14 protein-coding genes, 1 tRNA gene and 3 pseudogenes are annotated in these 16,955 nt (G+C 63.9%); 4 read left to right on the forward strand and 14 right to left on the reverse strand.

The annotated features are described in order from the left end of the window. Window positions 1-63: 63 nt before the first annotated feature. Window positions 64-137, forward strand: a tRNA-Gly gene (locus DB459_RS18840). 410 nt (window positions 138-547) lie between these two features. Next, window positions 548-1,690 (forward strand): hypothetical protein, encoded by a 1,143-nt coding sequence (locus DB459_RS18845; RefSeq protein WP_253706786.1) that lies wholly within the window; start codon window positions 548-550, stop codon window positions 1,688-1,690. A gap of 159 nt (window positions 1,691-1,849) precedes the next feature. Here the strand turns inward: DB459_RS18845 and DB459_RS18850 are convergent, their stop codons facing one another. The 13 genes and pseudogenes from DB459_RS18850 to DB459_RS18910 all read right to left on the reverse strand — a co-directional run bounded on the left by DB459_RS18850 (window position 1,850) and on the right by DB459_RS18910 (window position 13,655). Next, on the reverse strand, window positions 1,850-2,452 hold the full coding sequence (locus tag DB459_RS18850) for a recombinase family protein (RefSeq protein WP_253706787.1): 603 nt from the start codon (window positions 2,450-2,452) through the stop codon (window positions 1,850-1,852). Further along, a pseudogene (locus DB459_RS18855) lies at window positions 2,446-3,630 on the reverse strand (TniQ family protein); the annotation flags it as partial. The gene DB459_RS18850 and the pseudogene DB459_RS18855, both read right to left, overlap by 7 nt. Then, a complete protein-coding gene (locus tag DB459_RS18860) occupies window positions 3,627-4,532 on the reverse strand; it encodes a TniB family NTP-binding protein (protein ID WP_253706788.1) in 906 nt (301 codons plus the stop codon). The gene DB459_RS18860 and the pseudogene DB459_RS18855, both read right to left, overlap by 4 nt. 2 nt (window positions 4,533-4,534) lie before the next feature. Further along, a pseudogene (locus DB459_RS18865) lies at window positions 4,535-5,179 on the reverse strand (Mu transposase C-terminal domain-containing protein); the annotation flags it as partial. A 142-nt stretch (window positions 5,180-5,321) separates the two neighbouring features. After that, a complete protein-coding gene (istB, locus tag DB459_RS18870; RefSeq protein WP_305884140.1) occupies window positions 5,322-6,146 on the reverse strand; it encodes an IS21-like element helper ATPase IstB in 825 nt (274 codons plus the stop codon). Continuing rightward, window positions 6,143-7,645: an IS21 family transposase gene (istA, locus tag DB459_RS18875; RefSeq protein ID WP_253713630.1), complete on the reverse strand. Its 1,503-nt coding sequence runs from the start codon at window positions 7,643-7,645 to the stop codon at window positions 6,143-6,145. Before istA ends, istB begins: the two co-directional genes overlap by 4 nt. A gap of 220 nt (window positions 7,646-7,865) precedes the next feature. After that, a pseudogene (locus DB459_RS18880) lies at window positions 7,866-8,909 on the reverse strand (transposase); the annotation flags it as partial. A 409-nt stretch (window positions 8,910-9,318) separates the two neighbouring features. Beyond that, window positions 9,319-9,498 (reverse strand): hypothetical protein, encoded by a 180-nt coding sequence (locus tag DB459_RS18885; protein WP_253706789.1) that lies wholly within the window; start codon window positions 9,496-9,498, stop codon window positions 9,319-9,321. A gap of 205 nt (window positions 9,499-9,703) precedes the next feature. After that, entirely contained in the window at window positions 9,704-9,883 is a 180-nt protein-coding gene (locus DB459_RS18890) for a hypothetical protein (protein WP_253706790.1), read from the reverse strand. Window positions 9,884-9,899: 16 nt separating this feature from the next. Continuing rightward, complete coding sequence (locus DB459_RS18895; RefSeq protein WP_253706791.1) at window positions 9,900-10,187, reverse strand: hypothetical protein; 288 nt, start codon at window positions 10,185-10,187, stop codon at window positions 9,900-9,902. A 245-nt stretch (window positions 10,188-10,432) separates the two neighbouring features. Next, window positions 10,433-10,855, reverse strand: a complete 423-nt coding sequence (locus tag DB459_RS18900; RefSeq protein WP_253706792.1) for a hypothetical protein — start codon at window positions 10,853-10,855, stop codon at window positions 10,433-10,435. A gap of 178 nt (window positions 10,856-11,033) precedes the next feature. Then, the gene (adh, locus tag DB459_RS18905) at window positions 11,034-12,551 is read right to left on the reverse strand and encodes an aldehyde dehydrogenase (RefSeq protein WP_253706793.1); all 1,518 of its coding nucleotides are present in this window, start codon (window positions 12,549-12,551) and stop codon (window positions 11,034-11,036) included. A 141-nt stretch (window positions 12,552-12,692) separates the two neighbouring features. Then, on the reverse strand, window positions 12,693-13,655 hold the full coding sequence (locus tag DB459_RS18910) for a GAF domain-containing protein (RefSeq protein ID WP_253706794.1): 963 nt from the start codon (window positions 13,653-13,655) through the stop codon (window positions 12,693-12,695). Between the two features lie 253 nt (window positions 13,656-13,908). On the opposite strand from DB459_RS18910, the gene DB459_RS18915 reads away from it, so the two are divergent. After that, entirely contained in the window at window positions 13,909-14,754 is an 846-nt protein-coding gene (locus DB459_RS18915) for a tetratricopeptide repeat protein (protein ID WP_371926995.1), read from the forward strand. 12 nt (window positions 14,755-14,766) lie between these two features. Here DB459_RS18915 and DB459_RS18920 read toward each other — a convergent pair whose 3' ends face one another. After that, on the reverse strand, window positions 14,767-15,432 hold the full coding sequence (locus tag DB459_RS18920; protein ID WP_253706796.1) for a TetR/AcrR family transcriptional regulator: 666 nt from the start codon (window positions 15,430-15,432) through the stop codon (window positions 14,767-14,769). Between the two features lie 276 nt (window positions 15,433-15,708). On the opposite strand from DB459_RS18920, the gene DB459_RS18925 reads away from it, so the two are divergent. After that, window positions 15,709-16,947, forward strand: a complete 1,239-nt coding sequence (locus tag DB459_RS18925; RefSeq protein ID WP_253706797.1) for an acyl-CoA dehydrogenase family protein — start codon at window positions 15,709-15,711, stop codon at window positions 16,945-16,947. Window positions 16,948-16,955: the final 8 nt, after the last annotated feature.

Here is a 16,955-nt window from a genome sequence, read left to right on the forward strand (position 1 = left end):
CGGTATTCCGCACCACCGGCGCGGTTGCCAATCGCGCCGATCCGTTGCATATCTCGGCCGCGCGCGGGTGTAGCTCAATGGTAGAGCAGCAGCCTTCCAAGCTGAATACGAGGGTTCGATTCCCTTCACCCGCTCCAATGTTTCAAGAACTTGCGTGGTGCCTGGGTTCCATTCGGACAAGGTCGGCCGAAGCATTCTGACGAGTGTTCACCGTCTTGCCGCCTTCTTTACGTTGTCGTTTTCAGAAGTTGACTGCACAGAATGTCAAAAGGTAATTGCACTTAAACCACGAAAGCGGTCCATGCTGGCCTGCAAATCGGATGCTTGCGACGGGCAGCTCGGTGCCCTGAGCAGAAGTAGTCGAATATGGAAAGCGGACGATCAGGGACGTTCGAATTCACCGGCCTGCTCGGCTATTTGCGCTGCTCCGATGGAATGATGAGGTATCCTGAAGCGATATCGAGTACGAAACTTCAGTGTAGGCCAAAAAACGGCCAGTCTGGCCAAGGCGCGTCTCACCGACCATGCCTTTTCTGCTGCCCCATGAATGCTCGAACCGTTTTTTCCGCTATACCGATCCCGGCCACGCTGGTTGGTTGTGCTGTGCTCGTTATGGCTGGGCTTTTTCTGTCTGGCCCGTTCTGCCTTGGCCGATATCGAGGTGGTGGTCGATCTCTACCATGTGGCTGGCAATCTGACCGTGGCACAACGCGATGCCTTACTGGCCGATCCGGGTTGGCAGGTCAGCGCCGGTTACGCGCCACTGCTCAGCGTGCCAGGTGTCACGGCCTCGTGGTCGCGCTGCGGGTTTTTGAGTTTGCCCTGCCTGAGTGATGATCAGGAAACGGTCAGTTTATCGGGGGAGGAGATTCGCCGCGACGGAACAAGCCTGAGCTTTCGTCTCCCCGGTTATGTCGGCATTCGACGCTTTCGCCTGGCCCATGTCAGCCTGACATTGGCCAAGAATCCCTACGATTCCCTCGAACGCCCTGAGGTCGGTTTTTTTGTGGACAGCAAGGATGGCACGGATCACGCCCCGGTGGTACTTGATGGCGGTAGTTTCATCCTGGCAGGCAGCCTGAAGACCAAGGGCGTTCAGTTCCGCCTAATCTCCCACGGATCAGTCGATAGCGACATGTTCTGGGGGCAGGATGAGCGGGGGAGCTACACATTCATGCCCAAGCATCGGTTCGCGTTTTATCGCCAGCCCTACCAGTATCCCGGCAAGGAGGTGACCTGGTCGTCGACGCCCCAAGAGTTCGTCGGCACCAAGCTCTATCGTGCGTCGCTCAGATCGGCGGTGGTCGACGGTCATCGTATCGAGTCCGTCGATATCGCAGCGACTCAGAAGCGTGAGGATTGTTTTTCGGATGATTTGCAATACGCGATTCAATATGTCGATGGCGAAGCCATCCGGTATATGCGGAGGGTACCGGACACCGACCTCGCCCAGTGTCACGCCCACTTCAGGCGAATGGAGTGGGACGATTCGGGTCGCGTGATGAGTTACGACACCGCACTGACCAGTTGGGTCAACCATGGTTCATCGGTGGCGGATACAAATTGGGCGGCCAACTGCGTCAAGCAGGTGAGCGGCAATTTCAGCAAATGCAACAGTCCAGCACCGGGGAGCGCAATTGAAACGGATATCCGGGCCGATGCCCGGCGTGTTCGCGCCTGGTTTCCCTGAGAGAGCAGCAGTTAAAAAGGGGCCACCCACGTCGCATTTTTCTCAAGGTGTATGTCCGCTTCAGGGTTATGCACACGAAGGACAGCTCATGGCCGACTGCCGTCTTTGGCGATCCAACAGCCATACTTGACCGGTGGACCATTCGCCTCCCGGTTAAGATCAGCCTCGTGAAAGTAACTTCACGCCATCTGGACGCATTTCGCCTTTTGGCGATACGTGCCGGTACAAGGTCTGTCGGGTGACACTGAGTTCCTCACACAGCTTGCTGACCACGGTCTCTGGCTGCCCCATTGCCGCCATGGCCAAGCGCAGTTTCGCGGCAGTCATCTTGAACGGCCGACCGCCGTTCCTTCCCCGTGTTCGTGCCGACGCCAATCCCGCTATCGTGCGCTCCGAGATTAGTTCACGCTCGAATTCGGCAAGCGCAGCGAAGATGCCGAAGACCAACTTACCAGCAGCGGTCGTGGTATCGATGGCGGCACCGTGACCGGTTAGCACCTTCAGGCCGATACCTCGCCCAGTCAGGTCGTGGACAGTGTTGATCAGATGGCGCAAATCGCGCCCAAGCCGGTCAAGTTTCCACACAACCAGCGTATCTCCCGGTCGCAGAGCCTTAATGCAAGCAGCCAGGCCAGGTCGGTCCTCGCGCTTGCCGGATGCATGGTCTTCATACAAATGCGCCGGATCGACGCCGCCGGCAACCAGTGCATCACGTTGCAAGTCCGTTGTCTGGGAACCGTCCGCTTTAGACACCCAAGGCACGCAAAGGGTCCGTCAGGCTCGTAATGTGACAGAAATTCCGGGGGGATGCCTTCCTTCGCGAAGATGGTGCGCAACTGTTCCAGAGAAGCGGGGTCGCGCCGGCCATAGGAAGCCAACGCGAACAACGAGCGTGCCGTCTCGGGGTTGTGCCGCGCTTCAATGATCGCCTCATCGATGACCTGGACTGCTCGCTGCCAGTGATCGACGAGTTCGGGCTTCGGCGCTTTCGCTGGCAGGCCACTGCTGAACCCGGTTTGGGGCTCGAACCAGAATAGCTTTGCATGCTCTCCTGGTGGACTGATATCCCTCGACTCGATCAAGTGGATTGCCGTTGCGGCCGCCTCCAGCATCTGCAACTGCACTGCCGGGTTCAGGGTTTCATACGGTCGCCACAGACTTTGCCCTGCACGCAGTGGATGCCCGCAGCCTTCCCAGACCTGGCGGAGATAACCTGCGTAGCTTCCGCACGTCGAAAGAGGAGTGTTCAGCTCATCGAGCAGCGTGCGTAGCAGCCGAAACCACAATCCGGCGTGGATGCGTCGGCGCGGCAACTCCACGTGGCCGGTCGTCAGTGCCTGCCAGGTACGCTGGTCCATCGCCGCAATCGCGTCGCTGGCAGTGCGCGGTTCGACGTCGGCGTTCTCCCAGCCGAGAAACCGCCCTGGCACGCCCCAATAGGATTCCAGCCAGCAGCCATGCAGTGGGCAGCTCAGCATCAGGGGCAGCTTCCACGCGAGCAGTACGGCTTGGTTCTCCGGATCGTTCAGGCAGAGCGGACAGGCGCGGTGTATTGGCTGGCTGGGCAGCCAGGCACGCCAGCACGTGATGGATCGCGTCTTACGGCGGAGTCTCGGCAGCAGTACCGAGAGCTGGAACGCATAGGTTTCCAATGCGGCTGGAATCTGATCATCAAGGCTGTCCAGTAGCCAAGGCACCCAGCCGGCGAAACTCATGCAGCGCAGCCGATCCAGCTCGATACCGCTCCGCTGGGAGAGCATCGCCAGCAGCGCCAGTGGTGGCGCGGTGTCCAGGTCATCACCCTGGCCGTGACCAAGATCGTGCTCCAGCAGGTCCGACACCTCCATTTGATAGCAAAGGGCTACGCGGTTAAGCCACGAAGACAGGGCTTCGCCTTCCCAGGGAGCAGGATGCAGCGGCCAGCGTGGCGCTGGCTTCACATCAGTTCTCGCTCGAATTGCCGCCGCCGCTCGCTGGGGCCGGTGTAATCGGCCATGCTGAGCGTGCGGTGGTTGATCGCTTCCTCACCGCTCTCCACGGCGGCGACGGCCGCTGCCATCGACAGGTGCACCAACTCTCCGATGGTGCCCTCGCTGCGCGTGAGCAGGTAGCGGGCCATGTCCAGCGTGGCAATCGACGAGGGTCGCCGCAGCGGGAGCGAAGCCGCGAAGCTGGCCAGCAGCGAGCAGCAATCGTCGTTGGCCTCCCACACCGGCAGCAGCATCGGCTCGAAGCGGTTTTCCAACTGGTCATCCGAGCGGATGGCCAGGTAGGCGTCGCGTGTGCCCACACCGACCAGCGGGATGCACAATTCGTTGCCGAGGAAGCGCAGCAGGTTGAGGAATTCCCGGCGGTTGACGCTGTTGCCGGCCAGGACGTTGTGTAACTCGTCGATCACCAGCAAACGCACACCGAGCTTACGCAGCAGTGTCAGCGCCAGTTGCTCTATTTCCGGCAGCCGTGGGCGCGGTCGCAATGGTGTTCCCATCGCAGCGAGCAGCGCGACGTAGAAGCGAATCACCGGCTCGGACGGCATCTGCACGACCAATACCGGGATGTGTTCCTGGTCGGCGTCAGAGCTGGCCGGGTGGGCGCGGCGGAACTTCTCGACGATCATCGACTTGCCGTTGTTGGTTGGACCGACCAACAGCAGGTTGGGCATGCGTTGTTTGTTTGGCCACGTATACAGGGCTTCCAGCCGGTTCAGCGCCTCGACTGCTCGCGGATAGCCGATCCAGCGGTCGGCGCGAAGGCGATGGATGCGCTCGTCCGCCGGGAGACGGGCCAAGCCCTGGGCCGCCGGCAGCAGGTGGGACAGGTCGATGATGGGATATTCGTCCACGGCTACCACTCCTCAATCTGGTCGAACGGTTTGGCAGATGGCTGGTTGTCCGCCTGCGGGTCTGCCATGTCCGTGTCCGCTGGTGGCGTGGTTTTGACAGGTTGTGCCGTTGACTTGAGATGCTGGCGTCGATCCGCATCGCGCCGCGCCTTGCGCGTGGCTTTCTGCGCAGTGGTCACGATTTCGCGCATCTGCCCGATCATGCGGAACAGCGCCGACTCATCCACCTGTTCGCGCCCTTGCTGCCGCAATTTCGCCAGCGCCTGTCGTTGTTCCCAGAGGGTGACAGCCGGGTGCGACAAGGTACGGTATGGAATTTCCAGATAGTGCTGCCCCTCCGGCTCCAGCACCCAAATGCGGCTGATGTCGCGTGGGTCGCGCCGGATCAGGAACGCAGGCAGGCGGTCGCGCCGAGCTATCCACGGCTTGAGCGCATCGGCGTAGTAGTGGATGTGGTCGATGACGAAGCCGGTGCGGGTCAGCGTGCGGCGGAGGATGGGCAGAAAATCGACCAGGAACGCCGTGGCGCGGGTGATGACGGTTGGCACGCCAGTCTGTGCGGTAGCTTCGGACCAGCGCGCGGCCGGCGGTTGGAGCAGGCCGTTGTGCACGGAGCCGTGATAGGTGCCCACCGCCAATGCGAGCCAGCTATAGCGCGACGATCTGGATGAGAACTGGGCGTCAATCTGGATGAGAAGATTGGAGCCGGATGCTGTGATCATTGTCGCGGATGGTCGGCTTGGCAAGGGCTGATTGACGCTGGGCGACAATCATGAAGCGCTGCCAGCGTCAATCAGCAGATTTCTCGATCTCCTTCGGCGTGGCGTGAACCGGCGGGCGGCCAGCGCCGCGCCTGCGGCCAAGGGCGGCCTTGCGGCGGTAGCTTTCGACGTTCATCTCCATGATGGTGGCGTGGTGCACGAGACGGTCGATGGCCGCGAGCGTCATCGCCTGATCGGGGAAGATGCGGCCCCATTCGCCGAACGGCTGGTTGGCCGTGATGAGAAGCGAGCGCCGCTCGTAGCGGGCGGCGATCAGCTCGAACAGGACGCTGGTCTCGGCCTGATCCTTGGACACGTAGGCGATGTCGTCGAGGATCAGCAGGTCGTAGCGGTCGAGCTTGGCGATGGTCGCCTCCAGCGCCAGCTCGCGCCGCGCCATCTGCAGCCGCTGCACGAGATCGGTCGTGCGCGTGAACAGGACGCGCCAGCCGTTCTCGACGAGAGCCAGGCCGATGGCCGCGCTGAGATGGCTCTTGCCGACGCCAGGCGGACCGAACAGCAGCAGGTTGGAGCCGGTCTCGAGCCAGACATCGCCGGAGGCGAGCGCCATCACCTGCGCCTTGGACAGCATCGGCACGCTGTCGAAGTCGAAGGTGGCGAGCGTCTTGCCTGCGGGCAGGCGTGCCTCGGCCATGTGCCGCTCGATCCGGCGGCGGGCACGGTCGGCCACCTCGTGCTCGGCGAGCGCGGCGAGGAAGCGTGCGGCGGGCCAGCCTTCCTTGTCCGATTGCGCTGCGAGCTTCGGCCAGATCGCCTTAACGCTGGGCAGGCGCAACTCGGTGAGCAGCAGTTCGACGCGGGCGGCATCGATCGATGTCGTCATTCCGGTCATGCTGCATCTCCGGTGTTCGAGGTCACCGGCACGAAGCCGACGGAGGCCAGCTCGTCGTAGGCGGCGAGCGGAGCCAGCTCGACGGCGACGTGCGGGATCGGCGCCTTCTCGGGCCGGAAGCGGACGCGCAGCGCGGCGAGATCGGGCAGCCGTCCGGCATCGAGATCGATGGCGATGGTATCGGCGAGCTCGGCCTCGCAGGCCCGCTCGTGGGCCAGGGCGAGAAGCTCGACCGTCACCTTGCAGGCATGCCGATCATCGTATCGCTCGCGCAAGATCTCGAACGCTCGTCTGTAGGCGGCCCGCGGGAACAGCTGGTCGCGATAGACGAGATTGGCGAGCGCCATCGGCTTGCGTCGCAGGGCGTGGATGACGTGCCGATAATCGACGACATGGCCGCCCCGGTTCTCCGACACCGGCCGGCCACGTCTCAGCGTTGCGACCTGCGTGGTCCCGAGGAAGCATTCGAGGCGATCGTCGAAGATGCGCACGCGCAGACGATGGCCGATCAGCTTCGACGGCACGGTGTAGAACACGCGGCGCAGGATGAAGCCGCCCGATGACGTCACCGGGATCACCTTCTCCTCGAAGTCGCTGGTGCGGCTTCTCGGCAGCGGCGCCAGCGTCTCCTTCTCGAGCGCGATCCGCTTCACGAGATTGGCGTTGCGTCGACCGACAACCACATCGACGAAGGCACGGTAAGCATCGAGGTCGGCGAAGTCACGCGAGCCCCGCAGCAGCAGTGCATCCTCCAGCGCCTGCTTGAGATGGCCGTGGGCGCTCTCGATCGAACCGTTCTCGTGCGCGATGCCGGCATTGTTGCGGGTGGGCACCATGCCGTAATGGCTCATCAGCGCGGTGTAGCGCTGCGTGAGGTCCTCGCGCGCATCACGCGTCAGGTTGCGGAACGCCGCCGACAGGCTGTCGCTGCGATGCTCCTTGGGAACGCCTCCGAGCGCCCACAGCGCGTTCTGCAGGCCCTCGGCGAGGGCGACGAAGCTCTCGCCGCCGAGCACGACATGGGCATGCTCGAAGCCGGAGAACGCCAGGCGGAAGTGATAGAGCCGGTGATCGAGCACAGCACCCGCGATGGTGATGCGAAGCGCGCTGGTATCGGTGAAGTCCGACAGGCCGAGTCGCCCGGGCTCGTGCTCCTGGCGGAAGATGACGTCCCGCTCGGGACCGTTGAGCGCGCGCCAGGCAGTGATGCGGCGCTCCAGCGTCCGTCGGATGTTGGGATTGAGATCGGGATGCCGCCGGCGCAACTCGTCCAGCACGCCGATCGCCCGGATCCCGGGTGCGGCCTTCAGGATCGGCTCGATCTCGGCCTCCCAGTAGGGCGCGAGCGGATCAGGCCGCCGCCGGCCCCTGGGCTCCTCTTTCTGCGACGGCAGCCGTGGATCGGCCTCGATCCGATAGGCAGTCGCGGTCGAAAACCCGGCTTTGGCCGCCGCGGCCTCGGCCGATAACGTCGGTCGGTAACTCATGTATAGCCTCATCTGGTGATCGGTGATGTGGCGGCCAGGCAAGGCGTCGATCCCCTCGTTGTCGAGACGAATCAACAGCTTGCGCTAACCACACCCGGCCGCCAGAGGGCCCGAGACGGACGCCGCCGGCGGGAGCGGTCCTCCGGTCGGGCTACGCCCTCCCTTCGTCCCGCCCCCGCCGGCGCTCTCTCATCCTGATTGTCGCTGCGTTCTCACCTTCATTGTCGCCGCGCAGCCAGCGCTCCAACTCGCGCAGCGTCAGGGCGGCCATTTTCTCGGAGGCGTATTCCCCGCGCTGGTCAGGGTTGGAGAAGGTCGTCCCTGGCAGTTCGTCGTGAATCATCTGCATCGCCGTGCCGATGATCCGTTCCACGATGCCGCCGTAGTGTGGTTGCCCAAGCGGGCGATAGTCCAGGCGGATGCCATGCTGTTCGCAGCCACGGCGCAGCGCCTCGCTCTTGAACTCGGCTGCATTGTCCAGGTAAAGCAGCCTGGGCTTGCCACTCATTGGCCAGTCCATTTCCACATTCAGCCCTTCCAACCAAGGGCGCTTGTCGCTGCCGGCATGCGCAAGGCACAGGCCGACAGAGACGGCGGACGGCGCTTCCAACGTGACCACCATGCCAACCACGCAGCGGGTGAACACGTCGATGGCGAGAGTAAGGTACGGACGGCCAATTGGTTGCCGGTCGCGTTCGTCCACCACGATCAGGTCGATGACTGTGTGGTCGATCTGTACCTGCTCCAGCGGCGCGGAGACTGGCGGCGGAACACCACCAACACCTTGCAGTGTGCGGGACGCATCCTGGCCTTCCCGAAGGCGGGTGGTCCTGAGCGGATCGAGGCTGGCGATCCGCAACGCCACCGTGTTGCGCGCTGGCACCCGCAGCTTTTGCAGCTTGCACGCCCGCGCCACTTCGCGGTGGAACGCCGCCAGACTGCGCTTCTGCTTGGTCAGGAAGCGCTTTTGCAGTAGTTCGCGGATGACTCGTTCGACCGACTCCGGCAAGCGACTCTTGCCTTTGCCGCCGCTCGACTGCCCAAGAGCCAAGTCAGTGACTAGCCCCGAACCTTGCCGGGCACGGCGGATCAGGACGTAGACCTGCCGCCGGGACAGACCGAGTGCTTGGGCTGCCACGTCGGCCGCTTCATGCCCGACCGTTTCCGACTGTGCCAGCGGCCCGATGATCTCCGCGCGACGACGCGCACGCTCCCATGCCTTTTCTGGCAGGGTGGCTACGCCGTTCTCGGTAATCGGAGTGGTATCGGTCGCCATGCTCACCTCGCTTTGGTGCACACGAGTATTGAGCATAGACGAGTTTCGTGCAGATGAGTCCTGAAATTTGGCTATCAGGAGCCGTATGCACAACAGGCTTCAACCCGCGCGGATTGGTGCAGTCGTCTTCTGAAAATGACATACGTTTTGGTGCGTCGCTGATGCGCTTCAGTTCTGCGTCCTGATTGGCTTCATCATTGTTGTAGACGTAGCGGATGATGGCCTTTGGCGATGACCATTGCCTTTCTTCATCAGCCGCGTCGTGGTCAACCCCGACGTGTTCGATTTGGTCGCTCCGCCGCGACGGCCAACGGATCCGAACGTCAGTTCCGGTCGCAAGCCTGCAGCCGAGATAATCTTCTTCGAGATGCGCTCGACCTGTCTGAGCATCTCGCCCGTGCCGCCCACTTCATGGGCGGCCGGTTCCCGTGAAGGCCCAATTCAGGGCGATCCAGATCGCAAGAAGCATGACTGGCGGCACCAACGCACCTGGCAAGGAATCTAAGACTTGCTGTAGCCCTGCGATGTGGATCAGCACGGCAAACCACGCCGCGGTCAGCACGATCCAGACACTGAAAAGGACGGCCATTTAGGTAAATCCAAAATGACCCGCGTTCTGCGCAGGCTGCTCAGAGATGCAATTCTAGCGTCTCTTGTCTCGCCTGTCGCGACACAGGGCACGCCTTCGGTGGTATGACCGGCCCTGTCCAGGTCGGCAACCTCCTGATTAAATTTTCTGGGCGCCCTCACGGGCACCGGCCGAGATTGGCCAGGGTATCTTGTTCCCCGCTCTTCTATTCCCCGATCACCGGCTGGTGGCAGCGGGTCGTCGTTCTCCAATTGAGAACGTCGAGCGGCTGGCGGATGAGCTTGCCGTTCTGCATGTCGATCTCCCAGTAGGCCAGGTTGCGGTTCTTGACGGCGCGCAGGCCGAAGCCGTGAGACAGGATGTCAGGGCCGGTCCCATCGGGCATCGTGCAGTCGAGCACGCTACCGCCTGACGCCGGCGGCAGCACCGCAAAATCCGCAATGCGGCAGGTCTGCGACGCGGGTGCCTGCCTTCTCCAGGATGAAGATGGTGGCACCCTTCTGCAGGATGAAGCCGCCATTCTTGCTTGCCAGGAAGCCGGACAGCGGATCGGAGCCGCTGGTTGAAGCCGGCGCGGACTTTCCGATCAGGGCGAGGGCGTCCGCAAGGAGCGGATCCGGCGCCGGGAAGGGGTGCGTCTCCTCGGTGTTGGCCGGGCTAGTGTCCTGTTTCCAACGTTCGTATCCCATTGCAGCAGGCGCTCATACGAACGTTGGAAACAAGGGGACACTAGCATCATTATGATTCTAGTGTGGTTTTGGATCTGACGCGCGTTCGAAGAACTCGCTGCAATACTGAAACGAGCGTCAGATCCACCACACTGGTGTGGCGTCTCGCGATTGCCTACCGCCTTTGCGGCAAGCCTCTCGTAGGCAATTGCGAGACGTAGGCCACACTAGCACTTTGATTTTGCCAGTGTCCTTATGTCTCCGAATTACCGTGCGGGGGTGAGGCAAATGGGGCGGTAATTCGGAGACAGGACACTAGCTGCGCCGGCGCTCGTCATCCGCAATTCATCGAGGTGCCGACGGTCGCTGGTCTCGATGCAGGCCGCGTCATTGCCGCGCCGCAGCAGATCTGCGACCCACCTCTCTTCCGCGGCCCGCAGTGCCGCAGCGTCGACGGTCGGCTGCGCCGGCATCGCCTTGACGAGATCGGCCAGATCACGGTCGAGTGCCGCGAGCGAAGGCGTGGCCCAGATCAGCTTGTTCACCGTGCTGGTGACGCGGGCGCAGGAGAAGCTCGGGCCTTCGTCGGACCACCCCGTGCGCGGCAGGAGCAGGACGGCGAGCCGCGCGCCGGCCATGGCGGTCTGAACGCGATGAGCAGCAACAAGGTGTCGAACGATTTGCTTCATGCGGGGCAGGGCTCGCCGGCGATTTCATCGGCACCATAACGTGGAGTCTCTTCGGTTTCCGCTGAATTGTCGCGCCAGTCTGCCGGTGCGCTCATGCGGTGGCGCCGCCGGGCTCATTAACGCCAACGGCGCGGCTTTGCAGCCGCGCCGTGACGCCGATCCCGGGAGGTTGTCGAGATCAGAAGAAGCCGAGTTTCTTCGGACTGTAGCTGACCAGGAGATTCTTGGTCTGCTGATAGTGGTCGAGCATCATCTTGTGGTTCTCGCGGCCGAAGCCGGATTGCTTGTAGCCGCCGAAGGCCGCGTGTGCCGGATAGTCGTGATAGCAGTTGGTCCACACCCGGCCGGCCTGGATAGCGCGCCCGAAGCGATAGAGGCGGTTGGCGTCGCGGCTCCAGATGCCGGCACCAAGGCCGTACAGCGTGTCGTTGGCCAGCGCCAGTGCCTCGGCATCGTCCTTGAACGTGGTGACGGCGACCACCGGGCCGAAGATCTCCTCCTGGAAGATCCGCATCTTGTTGTTGCCCTTGAACACCGTCGGCTTGACGTAATAGCCGCCGGCGAGATCGCCGGAGAGCTTGTTGCGCGCGCCGCCGGTGAGCACCTGCGCGCCTTCGTTCCGGCCGATATCGATATAGGACAGGATCTTGTCGAGCTGCTCCGAGGAGGCCTGGGCGCCGATCATGGTCGCCGGATCGAGCGGGTCGCCCTGGACGATCGCCTCGACGCGCTTGAGCGCCCGCTCCATGAAGCGGTCGTAGATCTTTTCATGGATCAGCGCGCGGCTCGGGCAGGTGCAGACCTCGCCCTGATTGAGCGCGAACATGACGAAACCTTCGATCGCCTTGTCGAAGAAATCGTCGTCTTCGGCGACGACATCCTGGAAGAAGATGTTGGGCGACTTGCCGCCGAGCTCGAGAGTGACCGGGATCAGATTCTGGCTGGCATATTGCATGATCAGCCGGCCCGTCGTGGTCTCACCGGTGAAGGCGATCTTGGCGATGCGCGGCGAGGAGGCGAGCGGCTTGCCGGCCTCGACGCCGAAGCCGTTGACGATGTTGAGAACGCCTTCGGGCAGTAGGTCACCAATGAGATCGGCCCAGAGCATGATCGAGGCGGGGGTCTGCTCCGCCGGCTTGAGCACCACGCAATTGCCCGCGGCAAGCGCCGGTGCGAGCTTCCAGCAGGCCATCAGCAGCGGGAAATTCCACGGAATGATCTGGCCGACGACGCCCAGCGGCTCGTGGAAGTGGTAGGCGACGGTGTTCTCGTCGATCTCGGCGAGCGAGCCTTCCTGGGCGCGCAGCACGCCGGCGAAGTAGCGGAAATGATCGACGGCGAGCGGCAGGTCGGCGGCAGTGGTTTCGCGGATCGGCTTGCCGTTGTCCCAGGTCTCGGCGCGTGCCAGCAGCTCGAGATTCTGCTCCATCCGGTCGGCGATGCGGTTGAGGATCAGGGCGCGCGCGGCGGGGCTGGTCTTGCCCCAGGCGTCCTTGGCCTTGTGGGCGGCATCTAGCGCGGCCTCGATGTCGGCTTCGTCCGATCGTGCGATCTCGCACAGCGGCCGGCCGTTCACCGGCGACAAATTATTGAAATAGCGCCCGGACTTCGGCGCCACCCAGCGGCCGCCGATGAAATTGTCGTAGCGCTTGGCGAAGGGCACTTCGGCCGCGTGGAAGAATTCCACCTTGTTCATGCTGTCCTCCCAGAGACATCCGCCACGTGATGCGGCGTTGGGGCGGACAATGATGAAACCGCGTCGCACTGTCAGGCAGGCGCGCGCAGGTCGCAGGCTCAGGCTGTCGCAGAATTGCGACAGCTCGGGTCACCAGCTCGATCAGCCGGTGCGTTCAAGTCCGAAGCGCGCAAGCTTGCGGTGCAGCGTGGCGCGGGACACCCCAAGGTGGCGCGCCGCGGCCGAGACATTGCCATTGGCGCGGGCCAGCGCTCGGCGCAGCGCGCTGCGTTCGGCCTCGCCGATGTCTTCGGGCGCTGCGCCGCCGAGCAGGTCGGCGGCTGGGAAGGGCTTGGCGAACCGGTCCGCCGTCAGGCCGAGCGCCGCCCGGGCGGCGCGCGAGGCGCCGATCACGAGGTCATCCTGATCGACGGCAATCAGGGCGGCCGGTGAATGATCCGGGGTGGGAGCGAGCAGCAGGCGAGCGGCGGGAAAAGCGAGCCGGAACAGTTCGGCTTCGATGCGGCGGGCGGCGTCGGCGACGGCGACCGAGATCAGGTGAAGAAAGCCCTCGGTCAGGTCGGCGCGGCAGGACGAAATGTCGAGGGCGGCGGCGATTTTGCCCTCGTGGTCGTGGAGTGGTACCGTGGTGCAGGACAACAGAGTGTTGCGGCTGAAGAAATGCTGGTCGCGGTGGATGGTGAGCGGGCGTTGCTCGACGAGGCAGGTGCCGATGCCATTGGTGCCCTCGATCTCCTCGCTCCAGACGGCGCCAGGCCACAACCCCCAATCCTGGAACGTCCGGTCATCGGCGGCAGCGCCGCGGCGCTCGACCGGAACGCCGTTGCGATCGGCCAGCAGCACGCAGCAGCCGACGCCGCCGACGGCAAGATAAAGCCGATCGAGGCTGGCCTGCGCGGCGCGGATCAAGGGCTCCATCCGTTCGCGGGCGAGGCGCAGTTCGCTGTCCGTGATCCGGCGTGGCGGCCGGCGGTCGGCGGGATCGAGGTGGTGCAGGGTGGAGGAGCGCTGCCAGGACGCGACGAGGGCGGAGCGGGCGGCGCCGTTGGCCTTGAGCGCCAAGTGTATTCGGTCCGCATGCTGGCTGATGGCCGTGTCGCCCATGGGCTTCTCCCTGCCTTGCCATTCCACTCCCGAGGGTTCCAGCTCGCATTGTCGTTGTAGGCGGCCGGCAATAGCGCAGCAGGATGAAGCCTGCCTCCGCCGCTGTCCAGATGCCGCGTTCCATCCGATAGTCGAAATTTGACAACCGGCCTCTTGCCGATCCGGGGGAAAATCCTCCTTGCGAGCGGCCGCAGCTTGGTTGAAATGATCAGGAATTTCTGGGAGCCTCGCCTTGACCGAGATACCGCGCCACATGTTCCGAAACGTCCGCTGTCGATTGTCCGTCCTTGCCTTTACCGGTCTGCTGGCGTTCGCTTTGTCCGAGCGTGTCGGGGCGCAATCGGCCGATCTCGTGTTGTGCGACCGCGTCGCCGCCGACCCTGCCGATCCCGACAAGCCGGTCGACGTCAAGGGCGTGCCCGAGATCGCGCGCGCCGACATCGCCACCGCCATCAGGTTCTGTCGCACGGCGTCGGTCGGCTCGCGTCGGGCGATGTACCAGCTCGGCCGCGCGCTCGCCTCCGACCAGAAGCCGACGGAGGCGATCGCGGCCTGGCGTCGGGCTGCGGACAAGGGCAGCTCCTCCGCCATGGTCGAACTCGGCATTGCCTACGCCACCGGCAATGGGATCGCCAAGGATGAGGCCCAGGCGCGCAGCCTGTTCGATCGCGCCGCGAGCGCCGGTAACGCCAGAGGCGTCACCAATCTCGCTGCGCTCGGCGGCGGCGCCGGCACCGCTGCCGATCCGGCCAAGGCGCGGGCGCTGCTGACGCGGGCTGCGGAGGGCAATTCGGCCGAGGCGCAATATCAGCTCGGGCTGATGCTTGCGGATGGCCGCGGCGGACCGCAGGACGACGCCGGGGCACGCGCCTTGTTCGAGAAGGCAGCGGCGCAGAACCATCCCGGCGCGATGGAGCGCGTCGGCGCCTTCCTGCAGGCCGGCCGCGGCGGGCCGCAGGATTCGGCGGCGGCCAAGGGCTATTTCGAGAAGGCGGCGGCGCTCGGCAACGACGACGCCAAGGCGGCGCTCAAGCGCGTCGAATGTCCTTACGCGCTGCGCGACAAGCGCGGCAATGTCGTCAGCAATCTGTGCTTCTGAGCGACAGAAAGATCATGATCGTGCCGCGCCGGTCCGTGATCTACCGGGCGAGGCGTTCTTGCCGGATAGAGCGAAGCTGCCGAGCTTGACGATGCGCTCGACGATGGCGTCGACATTGTCGAGGTCGCAGAGATCGCCCGACAGTCGGCGCAGTCGCGCACTGTCGGTGATGGTCTGGCGGATCATCGCCAGGGTGAAGTGCAGTCCCCAATAGATGTCGACCTCGGTGCAGCCGGGCAGGGCGCGGCGCAGGGCCTCGGCGAAGCGCCGCAGGTGGCCGATGTCGCGCTCCACGATCTTGCGGATCGGCGGCACGGTCTCGACCGAGGCGCGCGTCATGAAGCGCGCCGCCGCGGAGCGCTGACGGTCGGCGCCGAGGCACCAGCGCAGCGGCGGTCCCGCCAGCGCCCGCAGGATCGCCTCGACCTCAGCGCGCCCGTCGCCAGCGGCCTCGGCCGCCTGCAGTTCGGCGAAGCGCTCGCGGTTGAGGGCGCTGGCGCGGCTGAGAAACAGCTCGGCGAGCAACTCGTCCTTGGACCCAAAATGATAGTTGACCGCGGCGAGATTGACATTCGCCGCGGCAACGATGTCGCGCAGGCTCACTTCGCCGAAGCTGCGCTCGGCATAGAGCGTTTCAGCGGCGCTGAGGATCGCGGCTTTGGTCAGGTCGGTGGACATCAGCGCGCGAGGGCCCTTGCAAATGCGATGGGGGATGGATCCGGCTCTGTGACTTCGCCGAACCGTGACTTCGACAATCTGTGACTGCGACGACCTGCGGCCGATTGTAATTCAAACTATTGTATGAAACTATCGTTTGAAGGAGCGGCGTTGTCAATCGTCCGTGTCGCGGAATTCCGCCGCGCGGCGATGCCGACAAGGCTCTTGCGGAGGCCGTGCCGCAGGCAGACACTGCCGCCAAATTTTGAACAAACGGAAAGCAACGAGGATCGTCCGATGAATTTCTCCATGTCCGATCGCCAGCGCGAATGGCTCGACCGCGTCACGTCCTTCATGGACAAGCACGTCCGGCCGGCGGAGAAAATCTACAACGAGCAGGATGCCCAGGGTGAGCGCTGGAAGGTGATCCCGATCCTCGAAGACCTCAAGAAGAAGGCTAGGGCGGAGGGCTTGTGGAACATGTTCCTGCCGCCGTCGTCTCACGAGGATGACGAGTTCCGCGGCGCCGGCCTGAGCAATCTCGAATACGCGCTGCTGGCCGAGCAGATGGGGCACATCTTCTGGGCATCGGAAGTGTTCAATTGCTCGGCGCCGGATACCGGCAACATGGAAGTGCTGATCCGCTACGGCGACAAGGAGCAGAAGCGCAAATGGCTGCGGCCGCTGATGGACGGCGAGATTCGCTCAGCCTTCCTGATGACCGAGCCGGCAGTGGCTTCGTCGGACGCCACCAATATCGAGACGCGGATCGAGCGTGACGGCGACCACTATGTCATCAACGGCCGCAAATGGTGGTCGTCGGGTGTCGGCGATCCGCGCTGCAAGATCGCCATTCTGATGGGCAAGACCGATCCGAAGGCGGCGAGGCACCAGCAGCAGTCGCAGATTCTGGTGCCGCTCGACAGTCCCGGGATCAAGGTCGAGCGCATGCTGCCGGTGTTCGGCTTTGACGATGCGCCGCATGGCCACGCCCAGGTGCTGCTGGAGAACGTCCGGGTGCCGGCGAGCAATCTGTTGCTCGGCGAAGGGCGCGGCTTCGAGATCGCCCAAGGCCGCCTCGGTCCCGGACGCATCCATCACTGCATGCGCACGATCGGCAAGGCCGAGGAAGCGCTGGAGAAGATGGTCCGCCGGCTGTCGTCGCGCACCGCCTTCGGCAAGAAGATCGTCGAGCATTCGGTCTGGGAGCAACGCATCGGCGAGGCCCGCACCAATATCGAAATGACCCGCCTGCTGTGCCTCAAGGCCGCGGACATGATGGACAAGGTCGGCAACAAGACCGCCCAGCTCGAGATCGCGATGATCAAGGTGGCGGCGCCCAACATGGCGCTCAAGATCATCGACGACGCCATTCAGGCCTTCGGCGGCGCCGGCGTGTCCGACGAGGCGGGCCTCGCCAAGGCCTATGCCAATATCCGCACGCTTCGTCTTGCGGATGGCCCGGACGAGGTGCACAACCGCGCCATCGCCCGCATGGAGACGCGCAAATACGCCAATGCGCCGACCAGCCACTGACGGGCCAA

It is taken from the genome of Bradyrhizobium sp. WD16 (assembly GCF_024181725.1).
GTDB lineage: Bacteria > Pseudomonadota > Alphaproteobacteria > Rhizobiales > Xanthobacteraceae > Bradyrhizobium_A.

Excerpts from the sequence above, each read along its gene's own strand:
- DB459_RS18910 (WP_253706794.1), bottom strand. The coding sequence starts at position 13,655 with ATGGGCGACACGGCCATCAGCCAGCATGCGGACCGAATACACTTGGCG.
- DB459_RS18885 (WP_253706789.1), bottom strand. The coding sequence starts at position 9,498 with ATGGCCGTCCTTTTCAGTGTCTGGATCGTGCTGACCGCGGCGTGGTTT.
- DB459_RS18920 (WP_253706796.1), bottom strand. The coding sequence starts at position 15,432 with ATGTCCACCGACCTGACCAAAGCCGCGATCCTCAGCGCCGCTGAAACG.
- DB459_RS18845 (WP_253706786.1), top strand. The coding sequence starts at position 548 with ATGCTCGAACCGTTTTTTCCGCTATACCGATCCCGGCCACGCTGGTTG.
- DB459_RS18890 (WP_253706790.1), bottom strand. The coding sequence starts at position 9,883 with ATGCCCGATGGGACCGGCCCTGACATCCTGTCTCACGGCTTCGGCCTG.
- DB459_RS18895 (WP_253706791.1), bottom strand. The coding sequence starts at position 10,187 with ATGGGATACGAACGTTGGAAACAGGACACTAGCCCGGCCAACACCGAG.
- DB459_RS18925 (WP_253706797.1), top strand. The coding sequence starts at position 15,709 with ATGAATTTCTCCATGTCCGATCGCCAGCGCGAATGGCTCGACCGCGTC.
- istB (WP_305884140.1), bottom strand. The coding sequence starts at position 6,146 with ATGACCGGAATGACGACATCGATCGATGCCGCCCGCGTCGAACTGCTG.
- DB459_RS18915 (WP_371926995.1), top strand. The coding sequence starts at position 13,909 with ATGTTCCGAAACGTCCGCTGTCGATTGTCCGTCCTTGCCTTTACCGGT.
- adh (WP_253706793.1), bottom strand. The coding sequence starts at position 12,551 with ATGAACAAGGTGGAATTCTTCCACGCGGCCGAAGTGCCCTTCGCCAAG.
- DB459_RS18900 (WP_253706792.1), bottom strand. The coding sequence starts at position 10,855 with ATGAAGCAAATCGTTCGACACCTTGTTGCTGCTCATCGCGTTCAGACC.
- istA (WP_253713630.1), bottom strand. The coding sequence starts at position 7,645 with ATGAGGCTATACATGAGTTACCGACCGACGTTATCGGCCGAGGCCGCG.